This is a genomic window from Delftia lacustris, assembly GCF_040267515.1.
GTDB lineage: Bacteria > Pseudomonadota > Gammaproteobacteria > Burkholderiales > Burkholderiaceae_C > Comamonas > Comamonas tsuruhatensis.
Genome location: NZ_CP141274.1, coordinates 49,405 through 67,754 on the forward strand (window position 1 = coordinate 49,405; position 18,350 = coordinate 67,754).

Genomic DNA, 18,350 nt, shown 5'->3' on the forward strand with positions numbered 1-18,350 from the left:
AGACCATGACCAGGCATTCCCATCTCCTTCTCGCGCTGGCCATCGTGGTGGCCATGCCGCTGAGCATGCAGTCGGGCTCGCTGGCCAGCGAAGTGCTGATCTTCGGCCTCGCGGCCATGGGCTGCAATCTGCTGCTGGGCTACACGGGGCTGCTGTCCTTCGGGCAGGGCATCTTCTTCGGGCTGGGCAGCTACACCATCGCCCTGCTGCTGACACGCTGGCCCCTGCCCATGCCGCTGGCCCTGCTGGCCGCCACCGCCATGGGCGCCGTGGGCGCGGCCATCGTCGGCTGGGTGGCCATACGCCAGCGCGGCACCTATTTCGTGATGCTCACCCTGGCGTTTGCGCAGATGTTCTACTTCATCGCCTACTCGGCCACGGACATCACCGGCGGCGACAACGGCCTGCTCGATGTGCCCCGCCCCGCCCTCGCGGTGGCCGGCCAGACGCTGTGGCCGCTGGCCACGCCCTGGCAGTACTACGGCTTTGTCGCCGTGCTCTTTCTGGTGGTGTTCTGGCTGCTGCGCCGCGTCTGCGACTCCATGTTCGGCCGCACCCTGCTGGCCGTGCGCGACAACGAGGAGCGCGCCGCCGCCGTGGGCTACGACCTGAGGCTGCTGAAGCTGCAGGCCTTCGTGATCTCGGGCGCGGTCACGGGCTTGGCCGGCGCGCTGCACGCCATGATGACGGGCATCGCCCCGCTGTCCAATGCCGAGTACCACACCAGCGAAATGATCCTGGTGATGACCGTGATCGGCGGCACGGGCAACCTGCTGGCCTCGGTGCTGGGCGCGGCCTTCTACGTGCTGCTGGGCGACTGGCTGTCCACGCTGTGGCCGCGCTGGCTGCTGCTGCTGGGCGTGGTGCTGATGATCGTGAGCCTGGGCCTGCAGCGCGGCCTGTGGGGCCTGGGCGAGAGCCTGTGGGCCCTGGTGCGCCGCAAAGGGCCGGCAGATGCCGCGGCGGCCGCTGCAGAAACCAAAGGAGGCCAGGCATGAGCGCCGCAGCATCTCCCATCCTGCTCGAGGCCGTGGGCGTCGAGAAGCGCTATGACAAGTTCGTCGCCCTGGGCGGCGTGGACCTCAAGGTGCGCGCCCATACCGTGCACTCGGTGATCGGCCCCAACGGCGCGGGCAAGACCACGCTGTTCCACATGCTCACGGGCACCAAGAGCGTGAGCGGCGGGCGCATCGTCTTCGACGGCCACGACGTGACGCGCGAGCCCGACCACCGCCGCGTGCGGCGTGGCATGGCACGGTCCTTTCAGGTCACCAGCCTGTTCCTGACCCTGCCCGTGCGCGAGAACCTGCGCCTGGCCGCCCAGGGCGTGGCGCCCGCCAGGGCGCTGGACTGCTGGAACGCGCCCGTGGGTGCTCGCGCCCTGGCCGACACCGTGGCCAGCGTGCTCTCGCGCCTGGGCCTGGAGCGCCATGCGGACACGCCGGCCGGCAACCTCTCGCACGGCCAGCAGCGGCGGCTGGAGGTGGGCATGGCCCTGGCCGCGCGGCCCAAGGCCATCTTCCTGGACGAGCCGACCTCGGGCATGGGCATCGATGACCTGGACGAGATGAAGCGCCTGATCCAGGGCCTCAGGGACGAGCACACCGTGGTGCTCATCGAGCACAACATGAACATCGTCATGGACATCTCCGACACCATCACCGTCATGCAGCAGGGCCGTGTGCTGGCCGAAGGCCTGCCCCACGAGATCCGCGCCGACGAGCGTGTGCGCAGCGCCTATCTGGGCAACATGATCACGGGAGGAAAGGCATGAGCGGTCCCCTGCTTTCGGTCGAGGGCATACACGCCCACTACGGCAAGAGCCATGTGCTGCAGGGCGTGTCGCTGCAGGTGCAGGACGGCGAGCTGGTCACGCTGCTGGGCCGCAACGGCGCGGGCAAGACCACCACGCTCAAGTCCATCGCAGGCGTGATGCAGCCCTCGCAGGGGCAGATCCGCTTCGGCGGCGAGCCCGTGCACCGGCTGGCCACGCACCAGGTGGCCCAGCGCGGCATCTGCCTGGTGCCCGAGCACCGCGGCATCTTCAAGCTGCTCACGGTGGAGGAGAACCTGATGCTGGGCCAGCGCAAACGCTCGCCCTGGCAGCTGGCCGACATCTACCGCATCTTCCCGCGCCTCAAGGAGCGGCGCGGCAACGGCGGCGGGCAGCTGTCGGGTGGCGAGCAGCAGATGCTGGCCATAGGCCGCGCCCTGATGAACGCGCCGCGCCTGCTCATGCTGGACGAGCCCGTCGAGGGCCTGGCGCCCGTGATCGTGGAGGAGATCGTGGCCCAGCTCAAGACCATCAAGGCCGCTGGCGTGGCGATCTTGCTGGTGGAGCAGAACCTGGAGGTCTGCACCCAGCTGGCCGACCGCCACTACATCATCGAACAGGGTGCGATTGCGCACGAGGCAGGCAATGCCGCTTTCCTGGCCGATGACGCCATCAAGGACCGGTATCTCGGTGTAGGGATCGCCTGATCCACCGCCTTTCGCATTCCCAGGAGTCATTCATGGATCTCAGTACCCCTCTTGCAGCCGCCGCCGTTGCGGCCGGGCTGCGCACCGACGGCGCCCGCCTGTGGCAATCGCTGATGGACCTGGCGCGCATAGGCGCCACACCCAAGGGCGGCGTGTGCCGCCTGGCGCTGACGGACCTGGACCGCCAGGGGCGCGATCTCTTCGTGCAGTGGGCGCGCGAGGCCGGCTGCAGCATCCGCGTCGATGCCATCGGCAACATCTTCGCGCGGCGCGCGGGCCTGGACGATGCGCTGCCGCCCGTGATGACGGGCAGCCACATCGACACCCAGCCCACGGGCGGCAAGTTCGACGGCAACTACGGCGTGCTGGCCGGGCTGGAGGTGCTGCGCACGCTCAACGATGGCGGGGTGCGCACGCGTGCCCCGGTGGAAGTGGCCGTGTGGACCAACGAGGAAGGCTCGCGCTTCGTGCCCGTGATGATGGGCTCGGGCGTGTTCGTCAATGCCTTCACGCTGGAGCATGCGCTGGCCCAGCGCGATGCCCAGGGCGTGAGCGTGGACGAGGCGCTGCGCGCCATCGGCTATGCCGGGCCGGCCGGCCCGGCGCCTGCGGTGGGCGCGTATTTCGAGGCCCATATCGAACAGGGCCCGGTGCTGGAAAACCATGAACGCGTGATCGGCGTGGTCAGCGCCGCGCTGGGCCAGCGCTGGTACGACGTCAGCGTGCAGGGCATGGAGGCCCATGCCGGCCCCACGCCCATGGAGCTGCGCCGCGACGCCCTGCTGGCCGCCAGCGACCTCGTGGCCGAGGTCAACCGCATCGCCCTGGACCGCCTGCCGCATGCGCGCGGCACCGTGGGATCGCTGGAGGTGTTTCCCAACTCGCGCAACGTGATCCCGGGCGGCGTCAAGCTCAGCGTGGACCTGCGCGCGCCGGACGACGGCCAGTTGCTGGACATGGACGCCGCACTGCGCGCGGCCTGCGAGCGCATTGCGGCCGCGCATGGCGTGACCGTTGGCGTGGAGCAGGTCGTCTACTTCCCGCCCCAGCCGTTCACGCCACACCTGGTGGAGGCCGTGCGCGCCAATGCCGCCGACCTGGGCTACAGCGCCATGGACGTGGTCAGCGGCGCGGGCCACGATGCCGTCTACCTGGCGCGCGTGGCGCCTGCCGCCATGATCTTCGTGCCCTGCGCCGACGGCATCAGCCACAACGAGATCGAGGATGCCGAGCCCGCCCACCTGGAGGCCGGCTGCAACGTGCTGCTGCGCGCCATGCTGGCGGCCGCGGGCGTGGTGCAGGCAGCGGACGGCGGGGTGCCGGCATGAAGATCCTGATCGCCCGGCTCAACCACGAGACCAATACCTTCTCGCCCGTGCCCACGCCCATCGAGGCGTTTGCGCCCACCTATGGCGAGGCCGCCTATTCGGCCAACAAGGGCATGCGCACGGCCATGGCCGCCTTCATCGACCTGGCCGAGGCGGCGGGCGCCACCCTGGTCACGCCCGTGTCGGCCACCTCCAATCCCAGCGGCCCCGTGCATGCGGCCGCCTATGACGAACTCACGCACCGCATCGTGGCGGCCGCGCCGGGCTGCGATGCCATCTTGCTGGACCTGCACGGCGCCATGGTGGCCGAGAACAGTGCCGACGGCGAAGGTGACCTGCTCGAACGCGTGCGCGCCGCCGCGCCCGGCGTGCCCGTTGGCGTGGCGCTGGACCTGCACGGCAACATCACCGAAAAAATGGTGGGCAATGCCGATGTGATGGTGGGCTTCAAGACCTATCCGCACATCGACATGTACGAGACCGGCGAGCACGCGGGCCGGCTGCTGCTGGACATGCTGGCCGGCCGCGCGCGCTACGCCGTGTGCTGGCACCGCCTGCCGCTGATGAGCCACACGCTGCGCAGCACCACGCTGGACGGCCCCATGCTGGACGCCGTGAACGCTGCGCGCGCCCTGGAAGCGGAGGGCCTGCCGGCGGTCTCGGTGTTCGGCGGCTTCTCGCTGGCCGACATCGCCGCGCCCTGCGTGAGCGTGGTCGCCACCTGCAGGACCGACGAACGCGCGGCCACCCAGGCGAGCGTGGACGCGCTGGCCGCCCGGATCTGGCAGCGCCGCGCCGACTTCGTCTACCGCAGCGAGCCGCTGGCCGATTCGCTGCGCCGCGCCCAGGCCCTGGCCGACGGCGCCGACCGCCCCGTGCTGCTGCTCGACCATGGCGACAACTGCATGTCCGGCGGCACCTGCGACACCATGGACGTGCTGCAGACCGCGCTGGAGCTGGGCCTGTCAGGCATTGCCGTGGGCCCGCTGTGCGACCCCGAAGCGGTTGCCTCGCTCACGGCAGCCGGCGAAGGCGCCGAGGTGGAGATCGCGCTGGGCAACAAGGTCTCGCTGGAACGCATCGGCCTGCACAAGCAGCCGCTGCGGCTGCGCGGCACGGTGCGCGCCGTCAGCGACGGCGCCTACACGGTCAGCGGCCCCATCTACACCGGCCAGCGCTGCCACATGGGCCGCACGGTCTGCCTGGACACGGGCGCAGCGCAGATCGTGATCACCGAGCAGACGCACGAGCCCTGGGACCTGGGCGTGTTCCACTGCGTGGGCATGGACCCGACGCGCTTTCGCTTCGTGCTGCTCAAGTCGCGCATGTACTGCCGGCCCGTCTTCGTGCCGCTGTCCGCCGGCCTGGTCGAGTGCGACAGCCCCGGCGTGACCACCTCGGACTATTCGCGCTTTCCGTTCGCCCAGGTCAGCCGCCCGGTGTTTCCGCTGGACGCCATCTGATGGACGCCATGTGATTGCCCGGCTTTGCGGCGCCGCGCAAGCAAAGACCGCCGCCGCCGCGGGACATTGGGCAACCAGGCATCACAACAGTTTCACAGCAGGGCCCGGCTATTGCCTGTCGGCCTACAATCGGTTCCCCCCTACCTCGGCCGACGGCACGCGGGCTGATCCGCGCGTGCGTTGGCCATGCCTTCGCTGGAGACGCTTGATGTCCGACAACACGGCCCCGACCCCTTCCGATAAACGTGCCCAGCTGCGCCGTGCCGCACTCGAATACCACGAGTTTCCCAAGCCCGGCAAGCTGACCATCGTGCCGACCAAGCCCATGGCCAACCAGCATGACCTGGCCCTGGCCTACTCGCCCGGCGTGGCAGCGCCCTGCGAAGAGATCGTCAAGGACCCGGCCGCCGCCTTCAAGTACACGGCGCGCGGCAACCTGGTGGCCGTGATCTCCAACGGCACGGCCGTGCTGGGACTGGGCGACATCGGCGCGCTGGCCTCCAAGCCGGTGATGGAAGGCAAGGCCGTCCTGTTCAAGAAGTTCGCGGGCGTGGACGTCTTCGACATCGAGATCAACGAGAAGGACCCGCAAAAGCTGGTCGACGTGATCGCCGCGCTGGAGCCCACCTTCGGCGCCATCAACCTGGAAGACATCAAGGCGCCCGAGTGCTTCTTCGTGGAGCGCGAACTGCGCCGCCGCCTGAAGATCCCCGTCTTCCACGATGACCAGCACGGCACGGCCATCACCGTGGCTGCGGCCATGGTCAACGCGCTCAAGGTCGCGGGCAAGAAGATCGAGGAGGTCCGGCTCGTCGCCTCGGGCGCGGGCGCCGCTGCCCTGGCCTGCCTGAACCTGCTGCTCAAGGTCGGCCTGCGCCGGGAGAACGTGTTCGTCACCGACCTGGCCGGCGTGGTCTACGAAGGCCGCACCGAACTGATGGACGAGGACAAGGCCCAGTTCGCACGCGCCACCGAGCTGCGCACCCTGGGCCAGGTCATCGAAGGCGCCGACGTCTTCCTGGGCCTGTCCGCTGGCGGCGTGCTCAAGCAGGACATGGTGGTCAAGATGGCCGCGCGCCCGGTGATCTTCGCGCTGGCCAATCCCAACCCCGAAATCGTTCCCGAAGACGTCAAGGCCGTGCGCAGCGACGCCATCATCGCCACGGGCCGCTCGGACTATCCCAACCAGGTCAACAACGTCCTGTGCTTCCCGTACATCTTCCGCGGTGCGCTGGACTGCGGCGCGACCACCATCACCACCGAGATGGAAATCGCCACCGTCCACGCCATCGCCGAACTGGCCCAGGCCGAGCAGAGCGAGGAAGTGGCGGCAGCCTACGTGGGCGAGCAGCTGAGCTTCGGTCCTGAGTACCTGATCCCCAAGCCCTTCGATCCGCGCCTGATGATGAAGATCGCCTCGGCCGTGGCCCAGGCTGCCGCCGAATGCGGCGTGGCCCAGCGCCCGATCCAGGACATGGACGCCTACCGCGCCCATCTGCAGACCTTCGTCTACGCCTCGGGCACGATGATGAAGCCGCTGTTCGCCACGGCCAAGAAGGCCACCAAGAAGCGCGTGGCCTATGCCGAAGGCGAGGAAGAGCGCATCCTGCGCGCCGCGCAGATCGTGGTGGACGAGCGCATTGCGCGCCCCACGCTGATCGGCCGCCCGGCCATCATTGCCCAGCGCATCGAGAAGTTCGGCCTGCGCCTGAAGGAGGGCCAGGACTACGACGTGGTCAACGTCGAGCACGACGAGCGCTACCGCGACTTCTGGCAGACCTACCACCGCATGACCGAGCGCAAGGGCATCACCGTTCCCATCGCCAGGATCGAGATGCGCCGCCGCCTGACCCTGATCGGCTCCATGCTGCTGCACAAGGGCGAAGTGGACGGCCTGATCACCGGCACCTGGGGCCAGACATCGCACCACCTGCAGTACGTGGACCAGGTGATCGGCCGCCGCGCCGGCGTGCAGACCTATGCCTGCATGAACGGCCTGCTGCTGCCCGACCGCCAGGTCTTCCTGGTGGACACCCACGTCAACTACGACCCCACGGCCGAGCAGCTGGCCGAGATCACCATCATGGCCGCCGAGGAAATGATGCGCTTCGGCGTCAAGCCCAAGGCCGCCCTGCTGTCGCACTCCAACTACGGCTCCAGCAACCAGCCCAGCGCCGTCAAGATGCGCCAGACCCTGGAGCTGCTGCGCGAGCAGGCCCCCTGGCTGGAAGTGGACGGCGAGATGCACGGCGACGTGGCCCTGGACGGCAAGGCCCGCGCCCAGCTCATGCCCAACAGCACGCTGCTGGGCAATGCCAACCTGCTGGTCATGCCCAACATCGACGCGGCCAACATCAGCTACAACCTGCTCAAGCAGGCCGCTGGCGGCGGCATTGCCATCGGCCCCGTGCTGCTGGGCGCCGCCCGTCCCGTGCACATCCTCACGCCGAGCACGACGGTGCGCCGCATCGTCAACATGACGGCGCTGACGGTGGCGGACGCTAACGCTAACCGTTAAGCACCCCCTGAGCGGCTTCGCCGCTTCCCCCGTGTGCACGGCGCCCTCTCTCGCTTCGCGGGAGGGGGACGACACCCTCGCTGCGGGGCGGCCCTTGCTCGGTGTCCCTCGTTTTGGCCGCGCGCGTTTTTGAGACAACGGGCGGCATTTGCATTGAATGGAAGGCAACTCAGGCGCAGAGTTGCCTTCTCACTGTTCAATCCCCAGACATTTCCTCGGTCAAGCTGCCTGTTTTTTAGGCAGAACTTGCATTTTGAGGGGTGTTCCGTCACACTAGCGGGTCGAGATTTCAGGGCTTCCCTGGATTTCTGAAAGGTGTAGTTGATGCTGAAGGCAGCCGCCGCCAAGGCGTACCAGTCCGGTCTAGCGCTCATCGTCGGGGCCGCCTTTGTGCTGTCGCCCTCGCTCGCTGATGCGCGCCGCTCGGCGCCCGAGAGCGTGGATTCGACGGCGGCCATGGCCACCGTCACCCTGTCAGAGCTGCCGCGCGAAGGCCGTTCCACCTATACGCTGATCCTGCGCGGCGGGCCTTTTGCCCACGACAAGGACGGCACGGTGTTCGGCAACCGCGAGCGCATCCTGCCGCGCCAGTCGCGCGGCTACTACCGTGAGTACACGGTGCGCACGCCCGGCTCGCGTGACCGCGGAGCCCGCCGCATCGTCTGCGGCGGAGAGCCACAGCAGCCCGATGCCTGCTACTACACCAGCGACCACTACAGCAGCTTTCGCAAGATCATCGAATGACCTCGACCCAGTCTTTGCAGCCAGTTCGACCCTCCGCGTCCGACGCAGTGCGCTGGCAGGGGTCTGCATTTCATCCACAGCCCGGGGACGCCGCAGGCCACGTGCCCGTACCCGCAGGCCACATCCACGTTAGAGAAAGAGCCACGGAGATGGATGCACCACTTCGTAAGATCCCGGACACCCCTTTGCGGAACGTGCGCGCCAACATCGTGCAGTCCATCCGCGCCTACAGGGTGGAGGATCTGCAACAGGCGGCCGAGACGCTGGGGTGCCATTTCCTGTATGCCAACCTGGCCCATGCGCAGACCAAGGCCGACATCCTGGAACTGCTGGCCACGCAGTTCTTCTTCCCCGCGCATTTCGGCAAGAACTTCGACGCGCTCTACGACTGCCTGACCGACCCCATCCACAAGGCCGGCCCGCAGCCGGGCTTTGTGCTCGTGCTCGACCAGATCCCGACCACGCCCAAGTTCGACAAGGAAGTGCGCGAGCAGCTGCTGGACAGCTTCCGCGACGCGGCCGAGTACTGGGCCGAGCGCAAGATCCCGTTCCGCTGCTTCTACTCTTTCCTGTAAGAGCCGCACATTGATTGCACGGCGCCAGCGTCCCATGCGGGCGCTGGCGCCGTGCGCCACCTGCGTCTAGCTGCGCGTGAACCGGGCTGCAAGTGCCTCGTACTCGGACACCGGCACTTCCTCGGCGCGGCGCTGCAGGTCGAACTCCCCGTCAAAGCCCTTGGCTTCCAGCCAGCGCCCCAGCGTGTTGCGCAGGATCTTGCGCCGCTGGCTGAAGGCCACCTGCACCATCTCCTCCAGCAGCTTCGCGTCCAGGGCCGCCGGCGCCTCGCGCGGGACCATGCGCACGACGGCGCTGTCCACCTTGGGCGGCGGATTGAAGCTCTCGGGCGGCACGTACAGCACGCTCTCCATCGCATAGCGCCACTGCAGCATGACCGTCAGCCGCCCATAGGCCGCCGTGGCCGGAGAGGCCACCATGCGGTTGATGACCTCCTTTTGCAGCATGAAGTGCTGGTCCTCGACCACGTCCACCTGCTCGAGCAGGTGAAAGAGGATGGGGCTGGAGATGTTGTAGGGCAGGTTGCCCGCAATGCGCAGCTTGGGCACGCCCAGGCGCGCAGCGATGGCGCGAAAGTCCACCTTGAGCACGTCGGACTCGACCACGTCGAGCTGCTCGTGCAGGCGCAGGCGCACGGCCAGGTCGCGGTCCAGTTCGATCACGGTGAGCCGGCCCAGGCGCTCGACCAGGGGCTGGGTCAGGGCCATCAGGCCCGGACCGATCTCGACCATGGACTGGCCCGGCCGGGGATCGATGGCACGCACGATGCCGTCGATGATGCCGCCATCGGTCAGGAAGTTCTGGCCGAAGCGTTTGCGAGGAATGTGTTTCATAGAAAAAGCAAGGCGGTGCGCCATGGCACCGCCTTCCATTGTGGACTGCCGCAGCCATGGCTGCTTGGGGGGTGTCTTATTGCGGGGGCTCGCGGTACTCGACGTAGGCGCGGCCACGCAGCTCCTGCAGCCAGGTCTGGTAGTCGGTTTCGAGCTTGCGCTCGCGCACCACGTTGCGCACCATGTCGCGCTGCTCGCGCGGCGTCAGCGCGGCCTGGCGGCGCTCGATGAGCTGGATCAGGTGCACACCGAAGCGCGAGACCAGCGGGTCGCTGACCTGCCCGGGCTGCAGCGCATTGAGCACCTGCTCGAACTCGGGCACGAACTGGCCGGGCGAGGCCCAGCCCAGATCGCCGCCGTTGCGCGCGCTGCCGTCCTGCGAGAACTCGCGGGCCAGCGATTCGAAGCTGGCCTGGCCGCTGTCCACGCGGCGCTTGTAGTCGGCCAGGCGCTTGGCGGCATCGGCCTCGGTCATCTGGTCGCCGATGCGCAGCAGGATGTGGCGCGCATGGTTTTGCGTGACCACGGAAGGCATGCCGGCCTGCGACTTCTCCAGCACCTTGAGCACGTGAAAGCCCGCGCCCGAACGGAAGGGGCCGACGATGCCGCCCTGCGGCGTCTGGCCCACGGCCTTGGTGAACAGTTCGGGGTAGCGGTCCAGCGGGCGCATGCCCATGGCGCCGCCGCCCTGGCCGTCGGGCACATCGGAGAACTCCTTGACCACGGCCAGGAAGTCGCCTTGCGTGCGGGCCGCCTCGGCAGCCTGCTTGGCGCGGGCTTCGCGCTCGGCCACTTCGGCGGGGCTGGCATCCTCGCGCACGGCGATCAGGATGTGGCCCAGGTTCACGGCCGCCGGCGCCTTGTCGGCGCCGCCGCTGCGCTGCTCGGCCAGGTAGCGGTCGATGTCGGCTTCGGTCACGCGCACGCGGCCGTCCACATCGCGCTCGCGCAGGCGCTGCAGCGTGATCTGGCGGCGCAGTTCTTCGCGGAACTGCTTTTCGTTCACGCCCTCGGCCCGCAGGCGTGACTGCAGGCCGGCCTTGTCCAGGCCGTTTTGCCGCGCCACATTGGTCAGCGCCTGGTCCACGGCGTAGTCATCCACGCGCAGGCCCGTGTCCTTGGCTTCCTGCAGTTGGGCCTTTTCCACGATCAGCCGCTCCAGCACCTCGCGGGCCAGCAGCGCCTCGGGCGGCATCTGGCCGCCCTGCTCGGCAATGTTCTGCGCCACGCGCGCCATGCGGGCCCGCACCTCGTTGTTGGTCACGGGCTCGGAGTTGACCACGGCCACGATGTAGTCGGCCGAGCGCACGCCGGCATTGCTGCCGCGATCACGCGACAAGGGCTGGTTGGTGGCGTCCAGCGCGCGCGAGACGGAGGCATCGCCGGCCTGGGGCGCCCTGGACTGGCCCGGAACACGCAGGCCTTGCGCCTGGGCTGTGGTGGCCAGCAAGGCCAGCGCCACAGCGGCCGCTGCGCAGCAATGGGTCTGGGAAAGAAAACGCATGGGAGAGATGCCTTGCAAAAAGCGTGTTTGGAGCCTTGGCTCTAATCGTAATTGGTGAAGCGGCTGGGCGGCGTCACCGACTCGCGCAGGTACTGGTAGCGCGGCACATTCTGCTTGAGGCTGCGCTGCGGGTCGGCACCCAGGCTCAGCCGCGAGAAGCCTACGAACTCGATCTGGAACAGCAGCCGGGTGTTGGACTGGGTGATGGAGCTTTGCAGGCGCTCCAGCACCACGCGGCCAATCCAGCAGCAGCCGTCGTACTCCAGCCCGACCACGGTATCGACGAGCTTGCGGTCCTTCAGGCTGTAGTTCAGCCGGCCCACCGTGTACCAGCGGCCGCCGCCCTGGCCACGGCCGGCCCCCAGGTCACGGCCCTTGTCGCCCCAGAGGTCGTTGATGGGCCATTGCCAGCCCACATCGACCAGCTTGCTGGCATCGGTGCGTGCCACGGTGTCGTACTGGGTACGGTAGGCCACGTTCACCGTGCGGTAGGAGCTGGGGCTGTAGCGCGCGCCGAAGGTGGTGCGCACCGGGCGGTTCAGGTCGCGGTTGTACTGGGTCGTGCCTTCGGTGGACCAGGCATCGGTCCAGTTGATGGCCGCACCCAGCAGCACGTCGGACAGCCGGCTGGTGGCAGGCACCTCGCCGGGCAGGATGACCTTCTGGTCGGAGAAACGCACGCGCTGCGCAATGCCGAAGCGCGCCTTCTCCGCGCCCGTGGCCCCGTCGATCAGGCGTGTGGTCGCGCCCAGGGTCAGCAGGTGGTTGTCGGCAATGCGGTCCTGGCCGTTGTAGTCGTTTTCGGAGTAGATGCTCGCGAAGTTGAAGTCGTTGCGCGCCGTGTCGTACAGCGGCAGAAAGCTCTGGTCGCGGTAGGGCGTGTAGGTGTAGAAGGCGCGCGGCTCGAAGGTCTGCAGCAGCTGGCGGCCGAACAGCGTGGTGTCGCGCTCGAACACCAGGCCGCTGTCCACACTGACCGTGGGCAGCGTGCGCGAGGCATTGCGGCTGCCGTTGCTCATCAGGCGGTCCACCTGGTAGTTGCTGGTGTGCAACTGGATCCTGGGCGTGATGAAGGCGCCCGGCGACAGGAAGGGACGGCTCAGCTGCGCCTGCATGTAGCTGCGCTGGCCGTTGTTGTAGGTCATGCCGGCCAGGGGCTTGTCGATCTCGAAGCGCGTGGTGTCGGCCACGAAGCTGAAGTCCAGGCCGTGCGGCAGGTCCAGCGGCGTGTAGCGCCATTGCAGCTGCGGCTTCATGCCGTAGGGCGGGGCAATGGGCGCCGATGCGTCCTGCATGGTCTGCCAGTACAGGGTGCGCAGGGTCAGCACCCCGTCGCCACGCGCCCAGGACAGGTTCACGTCGTTGGGCAGCAGGCGCTCGCGCAAGGAACGGGCGGCCAGCGGGAAATCACGCCAGTAGTTGTCGTCGCTGACGCGGTTGAGGTTCATGTTCAACCCCAGGCCGCCGATGGGCGAGCTGATGACGCCCCGGTGCTGCAGCGAGTAGGCCCAGCGGTCACGGTCGCGCTGGCGGTCGCCCGGCATGTAGGCCGCGTAGGCCTCGCCCGAATAGGTGGGCTCCAGATAGCGGAACTGGGCGCCCAGGTTGACGCCGCGCTTGCTCATGACCGAGGGATACAGGGTCATGTCGCGGTTGGGCGCGAGGTTCCAGTAGTAGGGCTGCGTGTATTCGATGCCGCTGAGCTTGTCCAGGCCCATGGTGGGGGGCAGCAGGCCCGACTTGCGCTTGTCCGACAGCGGAAAGCTCATGCGCGGCACGGGCAGCACGGTCACGCCCTTGAACTGCAGGGCCGCGCCTTCGGCCACGCCGACTTCCTCGGCCATGTCGATGTGCAAGGTCCGGGCGCGCAGCATCCAGGCCGGCTGCCAGGTGGCTTCGTCATCGCGCTGGCAGGTGGTGTAGGTCGCGTCATGGACCACGGCATGGTCGCGGTCGATGAAGTCCACGCGCGAGGATTTGCCGTAGGCCCCGTTGGCCAGGAAGCGGTAGCCGGCGTTGTCGAAAAAGCCCTTGAAGGCATCGACCTGCAAGTCCAGCTGCGAGCCTTCGTAGACATTGCCGGCCTGGTTGATGTGCACGGCGCCCGAGGCATTAACGCGGTCGTCGGGCACCTGGTATTCGAGCCGGTCGGCGCGGATCATGGTGTCGCCGCGGCGCAGTTCGGCATTGCCCTCGATCACCGCATTGATGTCCGGCTGGCCGCTGAGCGCGTCGCCACGCACGTAGACGGGCTGCTGGGAGCGGACCGCCTCAGGGTAGGTTTCCTGCATCAGCGTGCTGGGGCGCAGCGGGCGCACCTGCTGCAGCCGGCCTTCATCGGCCGCAGCGGGCTGGGCCTGGGCCAGCGTCGAGCCACCGGCCCATGCGAGAGCCACAAGCCAGGCCAGCGGGCGTACAGCGGGGCGCGCGGGCGCGCGGGCAGCCAGCGGATCGGGGAGCGGCGGTCGGAGGTACACGGTGGTCAACAGCGGCGGGTGGACAAAGGCGCAAGCCTAGCATCACCGCCGGGCATTCGCCGGGGTGGCGGTTTGTAGAATCGCGATTATCCATGAGCCATCCAAACACCCCCACGGCCGGCGTTGTCTGGGCCGACCCCGCCCGCCATGCCGCCTTCGACGCCTGGCTGGCCCCGCTGTCCGCCCGCCACGCGCTGCGCCCCGAAACCCTGCGCCCTGCCTCGGCCGATGCCAGCTTTCGCCGCTATCTGCGCCTGGACACCGCCGCCGGCGCCAGCCTCATCGTCATGGATGCACCGCCGGACAAGGAAGACTGCGCGCCCTTCGCCAAGGTGCAGGCGCTGATGGCCTCGGCCGGCCTGGCCGTGCCGCAGATCCTGGACTGGGACGCCGTGCACGGCTTCATGCTGCTGTCCGACCTGGGCGGCCACACCGTCATCGAGGCGCTGGACCCGGAAAAGCCCCAGGACGCGGAAGCCTGGTACCGCTCGGCGCTGGAGGTGCTGCTGGCCTGGCAGACCGCCTCGCGCCCCGACGTGCTGCCCGCCTATGACGGCGCCCTGCTGCGCCGCGAACTGCAACTGTTCCCCGACTGGTACATCGCGCGCCACCGCGAGACCGTGCTCGACGACAGGCAGCAGGCCACGCTGGCCAAGGCCTTCGACCAGATCGTGGCCCACAACCTGGCGGCACCCAGCGTCTTCGTGCACCGCGACTTCATGACGCGCAATCTCATGCAGCCCGTGACCGCCAGCGGCCCGCTGGGCGTGCTGGACTTCCAGGATGCGGTCTACGGCCCGGTGACCTATGACATCGCCAGCCTGCTGCGCGATGCCTTCATCAGTTGGGAAGAGGACTTTGTCATCGACATTACCGTGCGTTACTGGGAAAAGGCACGCAAGTCGGGATTGGTGGGCGCGCGCAGCCAAAGCGGCTGGGGCGACGATTTCGGCGAGTTCTACCGTGGCGTGGAATGGATGGGGCTGCAGCGCCACCTCAAGGTGGCCGGCATCTTTGCACGGCTGACACTGCGAGACGGCAAGCCACGCTACCTGGCGGATACGCCGCGCTTCATCCACTACATCCGCGCCACCTGCAGCCGCTACCGCGAGCTGACGCCGCTGCTGCGCCTGGTGGACCAGATCGAGAACATCCAGCCCCAGGTGGGCTGGGCCTACGGGCGCGTTTGAGGACAGGTACGCCATGCCACGCTTTCACTGCCCCATCGCGCTGCACAGCGGCGACGACATCGAACTGCCGCCCGGCGCGGCCCGCCATGTGCAGGTGCTGCGCCTGCAGCCCGGCGACGGCATCACCCTCTTTCAGGGCCGTGCCGGCGAAGGCTTCAGCGGCGGCGAGTTCGAGGCCACCGTGCTGCGCATGGGCCGCAGCGACGTGGCCGTGCGCATAGGCGCGCACCACGCCGTGGAACGCGAACCGCTGCGCCCCGTGCACCTGCTGGCAGGCATCACGGCCAACGAACGCATGGACTGGCTGGTGGAGAAGGCCACCGAGCTGGGCGCCGCCAGCATCACGCCGCTGGTGGCCGAGCGCAGCGTGCTCAAGCTCAAGGGCGAGCGCGCCGAGAAAAAGCTGGCGCACTGGCAGGCCGTGGCCGTGTCGGCCTGCGAGCAGTGCACACGCAACCGCGTGCCGCCGCTGCATGCGCCCACCGACCTGCAAGACTGGCTGGAGGGCGGCGCGAAACAGCTGCCGCCCGGCACGCTGCGGCTGCTGCTGTCGCTGGGCGAGGGAACCCGGCCGCTGGGCGAGATCGTGGACGCCACGGCCGAGGATGCGCCCGTGGTCTTTCTATCGGGCCCCGAAGGGGGCCTCTCTCCGGCCGAAGAGGCCCTGGCCCGCGCCCAGGGTTTCGTGCCCGTCACGCTGGGTCCACGCGTTCTGCGCGCGGAAACCGCGCCCTTGGCAGCGCTGGCGGCGCTCACGCTGGACTGAACCGGCCCAGCCACTGCCGCAGCCTTGCGAACACGGGCGCGGCGAAGGCATCGCTTTCGTTGAACAGCTCGTGGTAGGCGCCGTCAAAGCACTGCGCCTGCACCACGGCCGGCGGCGCACGGTCGGAAAAGGCCTGGCTGCCGGCCGGCGCCACCAGCCTGTCGTCCCCTGCCCACAGCAACAGGCTGGGCACACTCCAGCTGCCCGCACGGGCCAGCACCTGCGGGCCGCCCTGCGCCAGAAAGCGCGCCAGCCGTGCGCTGATGCGGTCGTGGCACAGCGGATCGGCGCGGTAGGCATCGCAGACCGCCACGTCGTGCGAGAGATACGGAATCTGCAGGCCGTTGGACACGCGCAGATCGGGCAGCAGGTGCGGCAGCGTGCCAACGAGCAATTTCTGGATCGGCGACAGACCCACATCGAGGGCTGGCGAGGACAGCACCAGCGCATCGACAGGCCGGATGGCCCGGGCCACGAACAGCGCCGCCACCAGACCGCCCAGGCTGTGGCCCAACAGCACCAGCGGCTGGCCGGCCGGTTGCCGGGCGCGCGTGTCGTCCACCACGGCCGACAGGTCGTCCAGAAGTCGGTTGTCGCCCGTCAGGCCACCGCGCGGCCCTGCCGAGCGTCCGTGGCCATATTGGTCGTAGCCGCGTACGGCATAGCCCCAGGCATTGAGCCGCTGGGCCAGTGCCGCATAGCGGCCGATGTGCTCGCCCAGGCCGTGCACCAGCAGCACGGTGGCGCGCGCCGGGCCCTCGCCGGCTGGCCAATCGCGCAGTGACAGCTCGGCGCCGTCGCCGGATGCCAGGCGTGCGACCTGACCTTCCGGCGCGGGGGCAGACGCTGCCATCACGCCACGCCGGCAGTGCCGGCACCGGCTTCGGAAGCTGCCTGCGTCCCGGCCATGGCGGCGATCACCTGGGCCACGGCGGCCGTGAGCTTCTTGGCATAGGGCACGTGCAGGAATTCATTGGGACCGTGGGCGTTGCTCTTGGGGCCGAGCACGCCGCAGACCATCATCTGGGCCTTGGGAAAGCCCTGGCTGAGCATGTTCATCAGCGGAATCGTGCCGCCCTGCCCGATGTAGCCGCAGGAAGCGCCGAAATGCGCCTGACTGGCGGCGTTGAGCGCGTCCTCGAACCAGCCGTCCATGGCTGGCGCATTCCAGCCGCTGGCACCCGACAGCCCTTGCCAGGTCACACGGGCCTGGTAGGGCGCGTTGTCCTCCAGCAGCGCCTTCATCTCCTGCACGCAGGCGGCGGCATCGACCAGGGGCGGCAGGCGCAGGCTGAGCTTGAAGGCCGTGTAGGGCCGCAGCACGTTGCCGGCATCCTGCAGCGCGGGCAGGCCCTCTGCGCCTGTGACACTCAGCGTGGGCTCCCAGGTGCGCTTGACCAGCGCCTGCACCGGGTCGGTGGTGGTGGGCAGGGCAAACAGCGTGGAGCCGCCGCAGTCGTAGTGCGCCCAGGGAAAGCGCGCATAGGTCTCCTCGCCGAGGATGGCCGCCGTGGCGCGCATCTGGGCCATGCGGTCGGCCGGGACCTCGCAGTGGAAGCTGGCGGGCAGCAGGCGCCCGGTCTTGCTGTCCTCCAGACGGTCCAGCACCTGGCGCAGGATGCGGAAGGACGACGGCACGACGCCCGAGGCATCGCCCGAGTGCACGCCCTCGGTGAGGATCTCCACCTTCAGCGTGCCGCTGGCCATGCCGCGCAGGCTGGTGGTCAGCCACAGCTGGTCGTAGTTGCCGGCGCCGCTGTCCAGGCAGATCACCAGGCCCACATCGCCCAGGCGCGGACGCAGGGCATCGACATAGGGCAACAGGTCGCGCGAGCCGCTTTCCTCGCAGGTCTCGATCAGGCCCAGGATGCGCGGGTGCGGCACGCCCTGGCGCTTGAGCTCCTGCACGGCGGCAATGCTGGCGTAGACCGCATAGCCGTCGTCGGCGCCGCCACGGCCATAGAGCTTGCCGTTCTCGTACTTGGGCGTCCACGGACCCAGATCGCTGCGCCAGCCGTCGAACTCGGGCTGCTTGTCCAGATGGCCGTACATCAGCACCGTGGGGCTGGAGGCCGCCTTGTCCTGCGTGCCTTCCACCTCGAAGAACAGCACTGGCGTGCGGCCCGGCTGGCGCACGATCTCCAGCGTCAGGCCCGCCACCTTCTGCGCCTGCACCCAGTCGGCCGCATTGCGCAGCACGGTCTCCAGGTGGCCCTGCTGCTCCCAGTCGGGCGCGAACATGGGCGACTTGGCGGGAATGGCGATGTACTCGGTCAGCGCCGGGACGATGCGCTCGTCCCAGGAGCGGCTGATCCGGTCCAGCGCGGCTGCAGGCTGCAGCAGTTGTGAAGGAGTGCGTGCATTCATGGTGGGTCCTCGTGTCAGGGATGGGCGCACCGTTCGAGCGAAGCCAGCGCCGCGATCCGGTCATTGTGCGCCAACGCCATGCAGACCATGAGAGCCCGGCGCC

General features: G+C 68.7%; 15 protein-coding genes. 10 read left to right on the plus strand and 5 right to left on the minus strand.

Annotated elements, in window-relative coordinates; genetic code table 11:
- Nucleotides 1-5 precede the first annotated feature (5 nt).
- The 8 genes from U6958_RS01680 to U6958_RS01715 all read left to right on the plus strand — a co-directional run bounded on the left by U6958_RS01680 (nucleotide 6) and on the right by U6958_RS01715 (nucleotide 9,109).
- Nucleotides 6-998 carry a branched-chain amino acid ABC transporter permease gene (locus U6958_RS01680; RefSeq protein ID WP_208607040.1) on the plus strand — a complete coding sequence of 331 codons (993 nt, stop codon included), beginning with the start codon at nucleotides 6-8 and terminating at the stop codon, nucleotides 996-998.
- On the plus strand, nucleotides 995-1,774 hold the full coding sequence (locus U6958_RS01685) for an ABC transporter ATP-binding protein (RefSeq protein WP_012207823.1): 780 nt from the start codon (nucleotides 995-997) through the stop codon (nucleotides 1,772-1,774). The genes U6958_RS01680 and U6958_RS01685 overlap by 4 nt, the downstream gene beginning before the upstream one ends.
- Nucleotides 1,771-2,481 (plus strand): ABC transporter ATP-binding protein, encoded by a 711-nt coding sequence (locus U6958_RS01690; RefSeq protein WP_017404300.1) that lies wholly within the window; start codon nucleotides 1,771-1,773, stop codon nucleotides 2,479-2,481. Before U6958_RS01685 ends, U6958_RS01690 begins: the two co-directional genes overlap by 4 nt.
- 32 nt (nucleotides 2,482-2,513) lie before the next feature.
- Nucleotides 2,514-3,809: a Zn-dependent hydrolase gene (locus U6958_RS01695; protein WP_016447229.1), complete on the plus strand. Its 1,296-nt coding sequence runs from the start codon at nucleotides 2,514-2,516 to the stop codon at nucleotides 3,807-3,809.
- Complete coding sequence (locus U6958_RS01700; RefSeq protein WP_074921141.1) at nucleotides 3,806-5,272, plus strand: M81 family metallopeptidase; 1,467 nt, start codon at nucleotides 3,806-3,808, stop codon at nucleotides 5,270-5,272. Before U6958_RS01695 ends, U6958_RS01700 begins: the two co-directional genes overlap by 4 nt.
- Before the next feature lie 208 nt (nucleotides 5,273-5,480).
- Nucleotides 5,481-7,790, plus strand: a complete 2,310-nt coding sequence (locus U6958_RS01705; RefSeq protein WP_016447231.1) for an NADP-dependent malic enzyme — start codon at nucleotides 5,481-5,483, stop codon at nucleotides 7,788-7,790.
- A 324-nt stretch (nucleotides 7,791-8,114) separates the two neighbouring features.
- The gene (locus U6958_RS01710; RefSeq protein ID WP_074921142.1) at nucleotides 8,115-8,534 is read left to right on the plus strand and encodes a ribonuclease domain-containing protein; all 420 of its coding nucleotides are present in this window, start codon (nucleotides 8,115-8,117) and stop codon (nucleotides 8,532-8,534) included.
- 149 nt (nucleotides 8,535-8,683) lie between these two features.
- On the plus strand, nucleotides 8,684-9,109 hold the full coding sequence (locus U6958_RS01715) for a barstar family protein (protein ID WP_013804792.1): 426 nt from the start codon (nucleotides 8,684-8,686) through the stop codon (nucleotides 9,107-9,109).
- Between the two features lie 66 nt (nucleotides 9,110-9,175).
- Here the strand turns inward: U6958_RS01715 and rsmA are convergent, their stop codons facing one another.
- The 3 genes from rsmA to U6958_RS01730 all read right to left on the minus strand — a co-directional run bounded on the left by rsmA (nucleotide 9,176) and on the right by U6958_RS01730 (nucleotide 13,924).
- On the minus strand, nucleotides 9,176-9,943 hold the full coding sequence (rsmA, locus tag U6958_RS01720) for a 16S rRNA (adenine(1518)-N(6)/adenine(1519)-N(6))-dimethyltransferase RsmA (RefSeq protein ID WP_074921143.1): 768 nt from the start codon (nucleotides 9,941-9,943) through the stop codon (nucleotides 9,176-9,178).
- Between the two features lie 76 nt (nucleotides 9,944-10,019).
- A complete protein-coding gene (locus tag U6958_RS01725) occupies nucleotides 10,020-11,447 on the minus strand; it encodes a peptidylprolyl isomerase (protein ID WP_016447234.1) in 1,428 nt (475 codons plus the stop codon).
- Nucleotides 11,448-11,488: 41 nt separating this feature from the next.
- The gene (locus U6958_RS01730) at nucleotides 11,489-13,924 is read right to left on the minus strand and encodes an LPS-assembly protein LptD (RefSeq protein ID WP_043791605.1); all 2,436 of its coding nucleotides are present in this window, start codon (nucleotides 13,922-13,924) and stop codon (nucleotides 11,489-11,491) included.
- Between the two features lie 92 nt (nucleotides 13,925-14,016).
- Between U6958_RS01730 and U6958_RS01735 the strand changes: the two genes are divergently transcribed.
- Together U6958_RS01735 and U6958_RS01740 are read left to right on the plus strand one after the other, a co-directional pair.
- A complete protein-coding gene (locus tag U6958_RS01735) occupies nucleotides 14,017-15,114 on the plus strand; it encodes an aminoglycoside phosphotransferase family protein (RefSeq protein WP_074921144.1) in 1,098 nt (365 codons plus the stop codon).
- 13 nt (nucleotides 15,115-15,127) lie between these two features.
- On the plus strand, nucleotides 15,128-15,880 hold the full coding sequence (locus U6958_RS01740) for a 16S rRNA (uracil(1498)-N(3))-methyltransferase (protein ID WP_074921145.1): 753 nt from the start codon (nucleotides 15,128-15,130) through the stop codon (nucleotides 15,878-15,880).
- Here the strand turns inward: U6958_RS01740 and U6958_RS01745 are convergent.
- Entirely contained in the window at nucleotides 15,867-16,733 is an 867-nt protein-coding gene (locus tag U6958_RS01745) for an alpha/beta hydrolase (RefSeq protein WP_016454203.1), read from the minus strand. The two genes, U6958_RS01740 and U6958_RS01745, sit on opposite strands and share 14 nt — an antisense overlap.
- Nucleotides 16,733-18,247: a M20 family metallopeptidase gene (locus tag U6958_RS01750; protein ID WP_016447239.1), complete on the minus strand. Its 1,515-nt coding sequence runs from the start codon at nucleotides 18,245-18,247 to the stop codon at nucleotides 16,733-16,735. Before U6958_RS01750 ends, U6958_RS01745 begins: the two co-directional genes overlap by 1 nt.
- Nucleotides 18,248-18,350: the final 103 nt, after the last annotated feature.